This window comes from Halotia branconii CENA392, from assembly GCF_029953635.1.
GTDB classification, from domain to species: domain Bacteria; phylum Cyanobacteriota; class Cyanobacteriia; order Cyanobacteriales; family Nostocaceae; genus Halotia; species Halotia branconii.
Genome location: NZ_CP124543.1, coordinates 604,680 through 618,431, shown reverse-complemented (window position 1 = coordinate 618,431; position 13,752 = coordinate 604,680). Strand labels below are relative to the sequence as shown.

The window sequence follows — 13,752 nt, the reverse complement described above, 5'->3', positions numbered from 1 at the left end:
ATAGAGATGTAATTTGTCTACTCTATCTCTACCGAAGGAGTAATTGAAATGTTTCGCAGGTTATTGTTCGCCGTCAGTTTGGTAATCGTTATTTGGATGGGGCTATTGTCTAACAGCGCTTCATCGCAGCAAGTCGAATCACGTATCAATAACTTAGAAGCGGACTTTAATCGTGTCGAATCACGCCTGAATCAAATAGAATCTCAACTAGGAAAAAACAGCCAGCCATCATCTTCAAGGACAACACTAACACCGCGATCGCCTAGCTCTAGACAAAGTTTATCACAGTCTGACCGGATGTTTGACCGACTAGCAACTTTGGTGATTGAATTAAAACAACAAGTCAATAAATTAGAAGAACGAGTATCTCAATTAGAGAAAAGTTAAGCTTTATAAGATAATTTTTATGACAAAAAATACTCAAGAATCAGTCACTTATGAGGGCGGATGTCACTGTGGCGCAGTTCGATTTCGAGTAACGACTGAAGACCATAAAGCGGATGATTGTAACTGTTCAATTTGCAGAAAAAAAGGATTTTTACATTTAATTGTGCCGCGATCGCAATTTACTTTGCTTAAAGGCCAAGATGAATTAACAACCTATAGATTTAACACAGGAATAGCCCAACACAAATTTTGCCGCACTTGTGGAATGCATCCTTTTTATATTCCCCGCAGTCATCCTGATGGCATTGATGTAAATGTGCGGTGTTTAGATGGTGATGTGATTGATAATTTTCAGATTATACCTTTTGATGGGCAAAATTGGGAGACAAATGTTCATACACTACATTCCTGATTGGAGAAACTCATAAACGTGGAGTCAGTATTGCCGACACCAGCACTGACTCCTACCTTTTATAGGGGTTTTCTTATGGATAAAATATACCACTTTAGCCTCTAGCCCCTAGCCCCTAGCCCCTAGCCCCTTGTCTTTACTGGAGTGTATTGCATACAACCAAGAAGCGCTATATAGTAACTATTTTATTTTTTGAAAGTACTTAATCCTGAATCGGAATCCTAAGCATCAGCGCGCCTACCCAATCTGATGTGGGGCCAGCGGGGAAATTAACGTGACAAAGCGCACATTCTGCCCTAAAGTTGCTGAGAGGGATTGAACGCCGATAGTACCATTTATTATCCAAGCGCTGGACAGATGTATATGTCTGCCCTGTCATTGCCAGCATGTTTGCTTGGCGCTCAAATTTATCGTTGGGGCGATCGTTTTGTTTGAGGGGGCTAACAGTGCCGACTAGCCGCATATCTTTGTTACTATCATTAAATATTAGCGAAATGGACTGCTTACCCTGTTCGACATTATCCGGCGTTGTCTCGTCGAACTCCTGTGTCAGCGCCGCAAACAATGTATTAAGCATCAGATCGCTTGTTTGTTCTGCAAACGCAATCTTTTGAGTTGGGGGTGGAATGTCAAAACCACGGGCAATTCCCGTGAAACTTACCCCAATGACGATAATAAGCACAAAAATCCCATAGCTGACTAACTTTCTTAGACGCATTTTTTTATTCCTTTGGTTTTATATTATTCCTTACTCAGGAATTTCACATCATGGATAGAACTTAGGTACAGCAAAGCTTCAGCCTATCCAGACAATCCCTACTCAGGCTTTGCCAGCTTATAAGACAACATGCCCCCTCTGTTCGTGGGAGTCTGAATAATCTATAGTAAGCCGCAGTAAAAAGAAAGAAAACTTCGATGTATTGATGAAGAAAGCTTTTATCCACTTAGCAAGCTCAAATTTAAAGCTTGATAGCAAAATCTTATCAGTTTATCTGGGAAAATACAACTATGTTGCTTGTTTATTTGATACCGCAACAAACCAAAATATCTTCTCTGACCAAGGCGATGCAACACTAGACTTTTGACCTGACCTATATTCCATCAAAAGTCAGGTCTCTGGGTTAGGTAAATTCACCGGAATACATACATCTGGCGCACACAAACCAGGAAATTGCAGTGTTGTTACCTCAAAATTATTCAAATCTGCACAGCGAATAGCATGATTATTAGTATCAGCTATATATAAATGTGAATCTATAACGCTTAATCCTGAAGGTTCAAAAAACCGAGTATTCTTACCTTGGCCATCTTGTAAACCCGCTGAAGCATCTCCCAAAACTGTTTGACAATTACCTGTATTAGGACTAACTAATTTAATTTTGTGGTTATAAGTATCTGCTACCCACAGATAATTCTGGGCGTATTCCACTCCTAAACAGTGCTGTAATCGAACATCCTCACCTTGTCCATCTATGTCGCCAAAACCGAATAACTCACCGCTACCGCATACAGTTCTAACTTGAAATGGTTCTATTAGTCCTACAGCCCGAATTGAACTAACTTCACTATCAGCAATATATAATTGTTGTCCATTGGTGGTGATACCACTGGGTTGAGCAAAAGCAGATTCAGTCAACGAACCGTCAACACAAGCTTCTGCACCAGTTCCAGCATAAGTTTTGATAATGCTGGTTTCTAAATCCATTATCCAAATTTGATGCAACCCCGCGATCGCAATAAACAAAATATTTCCTACTTTCACTAAATCCCAAGGAGAATTAAGGGCAGTTTCTAAGCCAAAACCCTCATGAGGACGAATATTGCGGCTTTGTTCACCTGTTCCGGCGATCGTTTTTACTACCTGACGCTGAAAATCAACTTGTCGCAGTACATGATTTTCTGTATCAGCGACATAGAGAATTTGTTTATCTGCATCAAATGCCATTCCTTGGGGTGCAGAAAACTGAGCTTCACTAAAAGCACCATCAGTTAAACCAGATTTACCAGTTCCAATGATGTGCAGAATCTCCCCGTCAAAATTACTCATAACTAAACGGTGGTGTCCAGAGTCAGCGATAAATAAACCTGCCGGGGTGGCTAGAACTTTACCGGGAAAAGCTAAAGGTGTAATTAATGGTTGGCGTTGCTTTTCTAAAGTCAGGCTAATTTCTTGAAAATTAATTGTGCCTTTTTCTTGGTGTTGGCTAACTAGCTTTTCAATCAATTCATCTAAAGCATCACGTTTACCTTCGCCAGAAAAGTAGCCAACCACGTAACCTTCTGGATCAATTACCATCAAAGTAGGCCAAGCACGCACAGTATAATCTTGCCAAACTCGAAAACCACTATCCACTAAAACTGGATGTTCAATGTCGTAGCGCAGAATAGCTTGACGGATATTTTCAGTTTCTTTTTCGTTGTCAAACTTGGCAGAATGAACACCAATAACCGTAAGACTATCTTGATATTTGTGTTCTAAATATTTCAAGTCTGGCAGGATATGCAGACAATTAATACAGCAATATGTCCAAAAGTCCAAAATTACGACTCTACCCTTAAGTTGTTTCAAAGACAAGGGTTTATCTGTGTTTAGCCAAGCGTAATTTTGTGGTAATTCCGGCGCTCTCACACGAGGAGTCATAGGCTATTCTTTGCACTTAATACAGCTTTGCATTAATTCGGATGCGATCGCTCAATTAAAATGTTGCCAAAACTGTAACGTCAGTAGTTATCAACTGCTCTAGTGCCACATTGGAAACACACAAAATTTTTCATGCAGTTATGAATTATTTTCCTTCGTTAAATTTTAGACTCAACTCTGGAAAAACATGGCAATTTTTATTATTGGCTTTTGGGTTCTTAAGTTTAGTAGGTTGTCAAGCAGCTCAAAGCCGAGTTGAACCAAATACGGCATTCCCATCGCAAACACTTGTGGTTTCTGGACGAGGGATGGTAGATATTCCCAAAACAACTGCACGAGTCAGCTTAGGTGTGGAGGTGCAAGCCCAAACTTCTGCACTTGTACAACAGGAACTTGCCAAGCGATCGCAAGCAGTGCTTGACTTATTAAAAGCGCGTCCAGATGTAACGAAGTTAGAAACGACCAGTATCAGTCTTAACCCTCGCTACAGCCAAAAGGACGGGAAACAAGCAATCTCTGGCTATTCTGCAACCAACCTTGTTCGCTTCCAAATAGCCCCAGAAAAAATTGGCTCGTTGTTAGACGAAGCAGTTAAAACCGGAGCTACAAGGATTGATGGTGTAACATTAGTCGCATCAGATGAAGCGATCGCTGCTGCACAAAAACAAGCAATCAATGCCGCCTCGAAAAACGCTAGATCTCAAGCAGATGCAGCTTTGGGCGCTCTGGAATTAAAGCAACAAGAAATTGTCAATATTCAAATTAACGGTGCTAGTCCACCTATGCCAGTTGTAATGCAGATGAATGATTTGATACAAAAAGCGGCTCCAACAAATTCATTTAATACATCTGTTGTTGCTGGAGAACAACGGATAGAAGCTTTTGTGACGCTGCAAGTTCGCTATCAACCAACTGTTCGGTAATCGTAAACTAGAAATAGTTTGAGCGCAGATCCTCTTTGAAAGCACTTGTAAGACTAACTAATACCGAGTTATTAACTTGGATACAGCAAACTAAATCTCTGGCTGACCAGGGAAAAGTGTGCGATCGCATTCCACAATTAGCTTTAGCTAATCCTCGTTGGTTTGCAGCTCACATCTGCTGTGTTTCAGGACAAACTTATAGTTTGGGGGATACAGCTTGTGTGTTCCCCTTAATGAGTATTATCAAATCTTTTTCTTTTCTGTATCTGCTAGAAAATATGGGAGCAGATGCAGTTTTGCACTGGGTTGGCGTTGAACCATCGGATACTGCTTTTAATTCTTTAGATCAATTGATTGCCGATCGCGGATATCCCCGCAACCCGATGATTAATAGTGGGGCAATTACCATTGCTGATAAATTACCAGGAAAAACCGCCAGCGATCGCACCCATAATTTATGTCAATGGTTAAACAAATTGGCAGGTTGTCAATTATATTTAGATGAAGTCATGCTAGCTTCGGTACGTGCGTCTCGTGCAGCTGCTAACCAAGCGATCGCCAACTATCTTGCAGAAACTAAGCATATAAAAAATCTAGAAATAGCTCTTGACACTTATGAGCAGATATGCTGTTTATCTGGGCGAGTTGAAGATTTAGCTTCACTAGGAAAACTCTTAGCTTGTAACAACGACTCTTTATCGCTACAAAACCGCCAGATTGTGAATGCTGTGATGTTAACCTGTGGACTTTACGAAGCTTCTGCCAAGTTTGCAGTTCAAATTGGTTTACCGATGAAATCTGGAATTGGCGGCGGACTTTTAGCAATAGTACCAAATCAAGGAGCGATCGCTTGCTACAGTCCCGCCTTAGATAATATAGGTAATCCTGTAGCTGCGATCGCTTTTGTTGAAGCTTTATCAAAACACTTACAGTTGAGTATCTTCAGCTAAAGATATGAGAACTCTTAGGAGGATTAACTAATGTTGCTCGAACTAAGGCGATTGAGTATTCCACCAGGGCAACGAGTGCTGCTTCGTGATGTCAGTTGGCAAGAATTTGAGTTGATTTTAGACGAGTTAGGGGAACATCGTTCAACTCGTGTTACATATAACAATGGAATTTTGGAAATCATAACTCCTTTGCCTGAACATAAAGACGACAAAGAAATTATTAGTGATTTAATCAAAGTTTTATTGGAAGAATTGGACATTGAGTTTAGAAGTTTAGGCTCAACAACATACAAAAAACAGTCGATGCTAAAAGGAATCGAACCCGACCAATGCTTCTACATTCAAAATGAACTAGCCATTCGTGGTAAAAAACGACTTGACTTGACAGTTGATCCTCCCCCAGATTTGGCTCTAGAAATTGATATCACATCTCGCACCCATCCCGATATTTATCAAGCACTTGGAGTTCCTGAACTTTGGCGATTTGAGCAATCAAGCTTACAAATCAATGTGTTGCAAGATGGAGAGTATATAGAGACACAAACAAGCGCCTTATTTCCAAGTTTGCCACTGAAGGAGGTAATTCCTCGCTATTTAGAACAAAGCAAAACGATGGGTCGCAATGCCGTAATCAAAGCTTTTCGACAGTGGCTCAAGACTTTTTGCTGATAGGACTTATGTACTCTTAACAAAAAACGAAGCCTTTGCAATTACTACTCTTCTCCTTACGGAGACGCTACGCGAACGAGAAGCCCTCTGGGTGATGCTCTCTACGAGACGCTACGCGAACGCAAGCTTGCTACCGCTACGCTAATAGTAACAGCAGTCGCTCATGGGGAGCCACTGCGCCCTTGCGGTTTCCCGACTTGTAGCAAGCGGCGTGGAAACCCCCAAGACCGCGCTGCTTCACTGCTAACGCGTCTACGCTTTGCTCGTAATGACGTAAAATCGTAATTTGCGCGTAATACCATTTCACGAAATATTTGAAACAGATAATTGGTCTTTAATTCTTTCCCCCTGGTCACCTAGCGTGTACACACAAGTCTTTTAGAGTTGCTGTGTAACGTCAGGTGGGTTAATTTTTGCAGGCCAGTACAATCGCATTGTTAGTCGAGACATTGGCATTGTCAGCCGATACAATCGCATTGTTAGTCGAGACATTGGCACTGTCAGCCGATACAATCGCATTGTCAGTCGAGACATTGGCATTGTCAGCCGATACAATCGCATTGTTAGTCGAGACATTGGCACTGTCAGCCAATACAATCGCATTGTTAGTCAATGGGGCAGTTTTAGATGACTTGTGTGTACACCGTAGCCTGCTCCCGGTCACTGAGCGTAGCCGAAGTGCTGCTCCCCTGCTACCTATTAACTTGGGTTGGCGTGAGTGTAGTTTCTGGTACAGGTGAAACCGTTGGACTGGGACGACGCTGAAAATATTTGCTAAATCTTGAGGCTTGAGGTTGAGTTATTTGTTTTTCAGGAACTTCGCTACTTTCAGGTGTCGGTGATACCTCTGGTTGTGGTTCTATTGGAGTTTCTGGTAGCTGTAGAGTTGGTTCTGGTACAGCAGGCTCAATAATTTCAGGTAATGTCGGAGGTAAATTAGGCGATGGTTGGGCGCTAGGGCTAGGACGATTATTAAAAAATTCGTCAGATTTTGGTTTTGCTGGTTCAGGTGTAGGCGTTACTTCGGGCTGTGGTTCTGGTGCAGGTGACTCCAAAATGTCTGAAGGAGTAGGAGTCACACTAGGAGACGGTTGAGTGCTAGTGCGGGGGCGGTTAAAAAATCTGCCAAATCTTGGTTTTTCTGGTTCGGGAGCTACTTTTTGCGGTAGTTCAGTCGCTTCTGGTGTAGGTGTTACTTCTGACTGTGGTAAATCGTTTGACTGAGTTGGAGGTATTTCTGGAACTTCTGTTTCAGGAATGATTTGTGGTTCTGGCGTTTTTTCAACAGTCGGTACTGGTACTTCTTGAGTGTAATTTTGATCTACAATCCCACGCACCTCATCAGCTTGTAATTCGCCTCTGACAATCCTTGAGAGAGTATCTTTGCCTTTTGGCTGGTAATTGATTAGTCTAACTGTCGTGTTAAATACATTTTTGACTGGGTTTCCTTGATTATCAAGAAATTCTAGTTTTACCCAGTTTTTCCCAGGCTTAAAGCCTTTAAGATATATTGGTTGCCAGCGGTCAAGAACAAAGCTTTCACCATTAATTGTGCAGCGAATGCGCCAGTCCCCAATTTGGTTGTTAAGGTTGTCTTTAGCAACAAGACGCAGGGGAGCATTCGTTAGATAAAAGTCCAACAGAATCGGTTCTGCACCGTAGTCACCTTTAGGACGGCTGTAGGTTAATACAGGCAAAGTCGGGTCGGGATTATGATCGTCGGTTTTGGTAAGAATATGAAATGTTGTCTCAGCGTAAGCACCTTCATTTTTAAAGCTTTCATGCCAGGGACGAGAGGCAAAAACGCGTAGAGTATGAGTCCCTGGGGATAAGTTTGGTAAAACCAAGGGCTGACTTAAATCGTAAACAGCTATATAAGGTTGGTTATCAAGAATTACATGGAGATGGGGGCCTAATTCCCATTGGGAGTTTTTGAATATGGGTAAATCTTTAACCTGAAAGCTGACTGTAACTGTATTTTCTGAAAGAACTTCATCAGCTTGAGGTGTAACTATTGTAACTTGTGGTCGATAAACTTCTAAAGTTGAGCGCAATTCTTGAAGGACATCTGGTGGAGAAACTTCGGAAAATTGCTGCGAAATTTGGGAATTTTGTGGAGGCTTTTTTCCATAGCCAAGGGATACTTCTTGGCTTACAGCTTTTTTACCACAACTGGTCAAACTTAAGATCAAGACTAGTGTGATTAGCCACCTAAAAATAGTGAAACTCTTAGGAAAGAGCTGATCTAAAACTTTCTTTTGCCAAGAATTCATGCCTTACACCCAGTTATAGTCTTCAACAACTGACAGATTATTTTTGCTTAAACCGTCTATCGGACACCATAGACCAAAAGGTGAGATCTTCTAGCTTTTGGTGGTTGTATATCAGAGTTATTGCGGAAATAGTAATCCTTTTTACAATTCTTACCAACAATTATTTTAGTAAACATCAAAATATTGGATGGGTAAGGGTAACAAAAACTAAAACTATTGGTGCATCGAATTTAAACTATAAATTTTACGAATTGTTATTCTTTGTAAATTATATGGATAAACTATTGACTTTTTGTACAGGAGTTTAAAGTTAGAAAGCAGAACAGATAATAATTTCAGGGATTTTGAATTATTGTTAAAATGTGTCTAACAATGTACAAGTTAAGACTCTATAATTCAACGAGAAACAACTCTCCATGTAGGGTCTTAATCGCTGCTCCAGAATTTTTCTGGAAAAAGCGGCTAAAGTTCACCTTGTGGTATTCATGATTCCTCATTCCTGATCATAGAGAGGAGGTCGAATGACAATCAGTCCTCCGGAGCGAGAGGAGAAAAAGGCCAGAGTAATTGTCGATAATGATCCGGTTCCCACTTCCCTTGAGAAATGGTCACAACCGGGGCATTTTGACAGAACTTTAGCTAGAGGTCCCAAAACCACCACCTGGATTTGGAACCTGCACGCACTCGCCCACGATTTTGATACACATACAAGCGATTTAGAAGACATCTCCCGCAAGATATTTGCAGCCCACTTTGGTCACTTGGCTATAGTGACTATCTGGTTGAGCGGGATGATTTTTCATGGCGCTAAGTTTTCTAACTACGAAGCCTGGTTGACCGATCCCTTGAACGTTCGACCCAGCGCTCAGGTTGTTTGGCCTATTGTTGGTCAAGACATTTTAAATGGTGATGTTGGCGGTGGTTTCCACGGCATTCAAATCACCTCTGGTTTGTTTCAAGTATGGCGTGGCTGGGGTATTACCAACTCATTCCAGCTGTACTGCACCGCTATTGGCGGTTTGGTACTAGCAGCTTTGTTCCTATTTGCGGGTTGGTTCCACTACCACAAGCGCGCTCCTAAACTGGAATGGTTCCAGAACGTGGAGTCGATGCTAAATCACCACTTACAAGTGCTGTTGGGTTGTGGTTCCTTGGGCTGGGCTGGACACTTGATTCATGTGTCCGCACCAACTAACAAGCTGTTGGATGCAGGAGTTGCTCTTAAAGACATACCCTTGCCCCAAGAGTTTATCCTGAACAAAGACTTGTTAACGGAGCTGTATCCCGGTTTTGCTGCTGGTTTAACACCTTTCTTCACCTTGAACTGGGGTCAGTACGCTGACTTCCTCACCTTCAAGGGCGGTCTAAACCCAGTCACAGGTGGCTTGTGGATGACAGATATTTCTCATCACCACCTAGCGATCGCGGTACTGTTTATCATTGCTGGTCACATGTACCGTACCAACTGGGGTATCGGTCATAGCATCAAAGAGATCCTAGAAAACCACAAAGGTCCCTTTACCGGGGAAGGTCACAAGGGTCTTTATGAAAACATGACCACATCCTGGCACGCTCAGTTGGCAACTAACCTTGCCTTCTTGGGTTCCTTGACAATCATCATCGCGCATCACATGTACGCGATGCCCCCTTATCCATACTTGGCAACGGATTACGCTACGCAGCTGTGTATCTTCACTCACCACATGTGGATCGGTGGTTTCCTGATCGTTGGTGGGGCTGCTCACGCTGCCATCTTCATGGTTCGGGATTACGATCCAGTTGTTAATCAAAACAACGTATTGGATCGGGTGATTCGTCACCGGGATGCTATCATCTCTCACCTCAATTGGGTGTGTATTTTCCTCGGCTTCCATAGCTTCGGACTGTACATCCACAACGACACAATGCGTGCCTTGGGTCGTCCCCAAGACATGTTCTCCGATACAGCAATTCAGTTGCAACCAGTATTTGCTCAGTGGGTGCAAAACTTGCATACCCTAGCTCCTGGCGGCACTGCTCCCAATGCCTTAGAGCCAGTTAGCTATGCTTTCGGCGGCGGTATTTTGGCTGTAGGCGGTAAAGTGGCAATGATGCCCATTGCTTTGGGTACAGCGGATTTCTTAATCCACCACATCCACGCCTTCACCATTCACGTCACCGTTTTGATCCTGCTCAAAGGTGTCTTGTTTGCCCGCAGCTCTCGTCTGATTCCAGACAAAGCAAATCTAGGCTTCCGCTTTCCTTGCGACGGTCCTGGTCGTGGCGGTACTTGTCAAGTATCTGGTTGGGATCATGTATTCCTCGGATTGTTCTGGATGTACAACTCCATATCGATTGTAATTTTCCACTTCAGTTGGAAAATGCAATCAGATGTTTGGGGAACCGTAGACGCAGCTGGTAATGTATCTCACATTACTGGTGGTAACTTTGCCCAAAGTGCCATCACTATCAACGGCTGGTTGCGTGACTTCTTGTGGGCGCAAGCTTCACAAGTAATCAACTCCTATGGCAGCGCGCTATCTGCCTATGGACTAATGTTCTTAGGCGCTCACTTTGTCTGGGCATTCAGCTTAATGTTCTTGTTTAGTGGTCGCGGCTACTGGCAAGAACTTATTGAGTCCATTGTTTGGGCACATAATAAACTGAAAGTAGCACCAGCAATTCAGCCTCGCGCTCTGAGCATCATTCAGGGTCGGGCGGTAGGTGTAGCTCACTACCTCCTCGGAGGAATTGCTACTACCTGGGCATTCTTCCACGCACACATCCTTTCAGTAGGGTAGCAATCAGCAAAATTTTGGATTTGGGATTTTAGTTAGATCCAAAATCCCGAATCCAAAATAGAACTGATACCTGATGGCTAAAGGTCAGAGGATTTATCAAACCTATGGCAACAAAATTTCCCAAATTTAGCCAGGATCTCGCACAGGACCCGACTACTCGTCGGATATGGTATGGGATCGCCACAGGCAACGACTTTGAAAGCCACGATGGCATGACTGAAGAAAATCTTTACCAAAAGATTTTCGCCACTCACTTCGGTCACTTGGCAATCATTTTCCTGTGGGCTTCCAGCCTCCTGTTTCATGTAGCCTGGCAAGGTAACTTTGAACTGTGGATCAAAGATCCCCTTCACGTCCGTCCCATCGCCCATGCGATTTGGGACCCCCACTTCGGTAAACCTGCTGTTGAAGCTTTTACCCAAGCTGGCGCTAGTAATCCTGTAAACATTGCTTATTCTGGTGTTTACCACTGGTGGTACACCATTGGTATGCGGACGAACGGTGAACTGTATACAGGTTCAGTGTTCCTGCTATTGTTGGCAGCACTGTTCTTGTTTGCTGGTTGGTTGCACTTGCAACCCAAGTTCCGTCCTAGCCTCTCTTGGTTCAAGAGTGCTGAACCCCGCCTCAACCACCACTTGGCTGGTTTGTTTGGTGTTAGTTCTTTGGCTTGGGCTGGTCACTTGATTCACGTTGCTATCCCCGAATCCCGCGGACAGCACGTAGGTTGGGATAACTTCTTAACCACTGCGCCCCACCCAGCAGGCTTAACACCTTTCTTTACAGGTAACTGGGGTGTTTACGCTCAAAACCCGGATACAGCTGGTCATGTATTCAGCACATCTGAAGGTGCAGGTACAGCGATTCTGACTTTCTTGGGTGGTTTCCATCCTCAGACAGAGTCTCTGTGGCTGACTGATATGGCTCACCACCACTTGGCGATCGCAGTGCTTTTCATTGTTGCCGGTCACATGTACCGCACTAACTTTGGAATTGGTCACAGCATCAAAGAAATGCTGAACTCCAAATCTGGTTTAGTACCCGGTAGCAAGAGTGAAGGTCAATTTAACCTGCCTCACCAAGGTCTTTACGACACCATTAACAACTCGCTGCACTTCCAATTGTCCCTAGCTTTAGCGGCATTAGGAACTATCACTTCTTTAGTGGCGCAGCACATGTACTCTTTGCCTCCCTACGCATTTATTGCGAAGGATTACACGACTCAGGCATCGCTGTACACCCACCACCAGTATATTGCTGGCTTCTTGATGGTTGGTGCTTTCGCCCACGCTGCCATCTTCTGGGTACGTGACTACGACCCCGAACAAAACAAGGGCAACGTACTTGACCGCGTATTGAAGCACAAAGAAGCGATTATTTCTCACCTCAGTTGGGTATCGCTCTTCTTAGGTTTCCATACTTTAGGCTTGTACGTACACAACGACGTAGTAGTTGCTTTCGGTACACCTGAAAAGCAAATCTTGATTGAGCCTGTGTTTGCTCAGTTCATTCAAGCTTCTCACGGTAAAGTACTGTACGGTTTAAACACCCTACTGTCTAACCCCGATAGCGTTGCTTATACAGCCTATCCTAACTACGGTAACGTTTGGTTAGGTGGTTGGTTGGATGCCATCAACAACAGCACCAACTCTCTGTTCTTAACAATTGGCCCTGGTGACTTCCTGGTACACCACGCATTCGCTTTGGCTATTCACACCACCACCTTAGTACTTGTTAAAGGTGCTTTGGATGCCCGTGGTTCTAAGCTGATGCCCGACAAAAAGGACTTCGGCTATGCCTTCCCTTGCGACGGCCCTGGTCGTGGCGGTACTTGCGATATCTCCGCTTGGGACTCTTTCTACCTCGCTATGTTCTGGATGCTTAATACCATTGGTTGGGTAACTTTCTACTGGCATTGGAAGCATCTAGGTGTCTGGCAGGGTAACGTTGCTCAGTTCAACGAAAACTCTACGTATCTCATGGGTTGGTTCCGTGATTATCTCTGGGCTAACTCTGCTCAGTTAATTAACGGATACAATCCCTACGGTGTGAATAACCTGTCTGTCTGGGCTTGGATGTTCCTATTCGGACACTTAGTTTGGGCTACAGGCTTCATGTTCCTGATCTCTTGGAGAGGTTACTGGCAAGAGTTGATTGAAACTCTTGTTTGGGCGCACGAGCGTACTCCTCTAGCTAACTTGGTTCGCTGGAAAGATAAGCCCGTTGCCATGTCTATCGTTCAAGGTCGTTTGGTTGGTCTAGCTCACTTCACTGTTGGCTATGTCCTTACCTACGCAGCGTTCTTGATTGCCTCTACGGCTGGTAAGTTCGGTTAATCTGGCTGCTAGTTTTGTAGGTAAGTGATAAAATCCCCTGCCGCAAGGTAGGGGATTTTTTTGTGTAATTATTAACGTTGAATAGTACAAGTCAAAAAAACTTTCTTTAATCTCACGCAAAGGCAAGGCAGCGCGTTGGGCGGGTTCCTCGACTTGTAGCGACTGCCGCGCTAAGATGCTAAGAAGAAATTTATTTGTTTTGTAAAAGCTAGTTTTCTACTTTTCGAGTATATACAAGAAGCTTGTCTGTAAAGTAGTACTTATGTAGTGCAAAATGGTACAATTAGCTTTATTTACTTAGTAGAAAAATGCCAACAAATAATTTACAAGTTCCTAATCGGTTACATATTGATGAAAAATTTGGGTCTTGGTTCAGTGGTT

General features: G+C 43.4%; 11 protein-coding genes. 8 read left to right on the top strand and 3 right to left on the bottom strand.

Annotation, left to right across the window (positions count from 1 at the left end):
* The first annotated feature begins 48 nt into the window (after positions 1 to 48).
* Positions 49 to 387 carry a hypothetical protein gene (locus QI031_RS02750; protein ID WP_281483698.1) on the top strand — a complete coding sequence of 113 codons (339 nt, stop codon included), beginning with the start codon at positions 49 to 51 and terminating at the stop codon, positions 385 to 387.
* 19 nt (positions 388 to 406) lie between these two features.
* Complete coding sequence (locus QI031_RS02745) at positions 407 to 799, top strand: GFA family protein (protein ID WP_281483697.1); 393 nt, start codon at positions 407 to 409, stop codon at positions 797 to 799.
* 202 nt (positions 800 to 1,001) lie between these two features.
* Here QI031_RS02745 and QI031_RS02740 read toward each other — a convergent pair whose 3' ends face one another.
* Complete coding sequence (locus QI031_RS02740; protein ID WP_281483696.1) at positions 1,002 to 1,517, bottom strand: hypothetical protein; 516 nt, start codon at positions 1,515 to 1,517, stop codon at positions 1,002 to 1,004.
* 390 nt (positions 1,518 to 1,907) lie between these two features.
* Positions 1,908 to 3,440, bottom strand: coding sequence for a thioredoxin-like domain-containing protein (locus QI031_RS02735; protein ID WP_281483695.1), 1,533 nt, complete (start codon positions 3,438 to 3,440; stop codon positions 1,908 to 1,910).
* A 140-nt stretch (positions 3,441 to 3,580) separates the two neighbouring features.
* Here QI031_RS02735 and QI031_RS02730 point away from each other — a divergent pair, with 140 nt between their 5' ends.
* The 4 genes from QI031_RS02730 to QI031_RS02715 all read left to right on the top strand — a co-directional run bounded on the left by QI031_RS02730 (position 3,581) and on the right by QI031_RS02715 (position 6,722).
* Positions 3,581 to 4,363, top strand: coding sequence for an SIMPL domain-containing protein (locus tag QI031_RS02730; RefSeq protein WP_281483694.1), 783 nt, complete (start codon positions 3,581 to 3,583; stop codon positions 4,361 to 4,363).
* 35 nt (positions 4,364 to 4,398) lie between these two features.
* Positions 4,399 to 5,313, top strand: coding sequence for a glutaminase A (glsA, locus tag QI031_RS02725; RefSeq protein ID WP_281483693.1), 915 nt, complete (start codon positions 4,399 to 4,401; stop codon positions 5,311 to 5,313).
* Positions 5,314 to 5,343: 30 nt separating this feature from the next.
* Positions 5,344 to 5,982 carry a Uma2 family endonuclease gene (locus QI031_RS02720; RefSeq protein WP_281483692.1) on the top strand — a complete coding sequence of 213 codons (639 nt, stop codon included), beginning with the start codon at positions 5,344 to 5,346 and terminating at the stop codon, positions 5,980 to 5,982.
* Between the two features lie 413 nt (positions 5,983 to 6,395).
* The gene (locus tag QI031_RS02715; RefSeq protein WP_281483691.1) at positions 6,396 to 6,722 is read left to right on the top strand and encodes a hypothetical protein; all 327 of its coding nucleotides are present in this window, start codon (positions 6,396 to 6,398) and stop codon (positions 6,720 to 6,722) included.
* On the opposite strand, the gene QI031_RS02710 is transcribed toward QI031_RS02715, so the two are convergent.
* Positions 6,675 to 8,255, bottom strand: coding sequence for a hypothetical protein (locus tag QI031_RS02710; RefSeq protein WP_281483690.1), 1,581 nt, complete (start codon positions 8,253 to 8,255; stop codon positions 6,675 to 6,677). The two genes, QI031_RS02715 and QI031_RS02710, sit on opposite strands and share 48 nt — an antisense overlap.
* A gap of 521 nt (positions 8,256 to 8,776) precedes the next feature.
* Here QI031_RS02710 and psaA point away from each other — a divergent pair.
* Together psaA and psaB are read left to right on the top strand one after the other, a co-directional pair.
* On the top strand, positions 8,777 to 11,035 hold the full coding sequence (psaA, locus tag QI031_RS02705) for a photosystem I core protein PsaA (protein ID WP_281483689.1): 2,259 nt from the start codon (positions 8,777 to 8,779) through the stop codon (positions 11,033 to 11,035).
* Between the two features lie 104 nt (positions 11,036 to 11,139).
* On the top strand, positions 11,140 to 13,371 hold the full coding sequence (psaB, locus tag QI031_RS02700; protein WP_281483688.1) for a photosystem I core protein PsaB: 2,232 nt from the start codon (positions 11,140 to 11,142) through the stop codon (positions 13,369 to 13,371).
* Positions 13,372 to 13,752 lie beyond the last annotated feature (381 nt).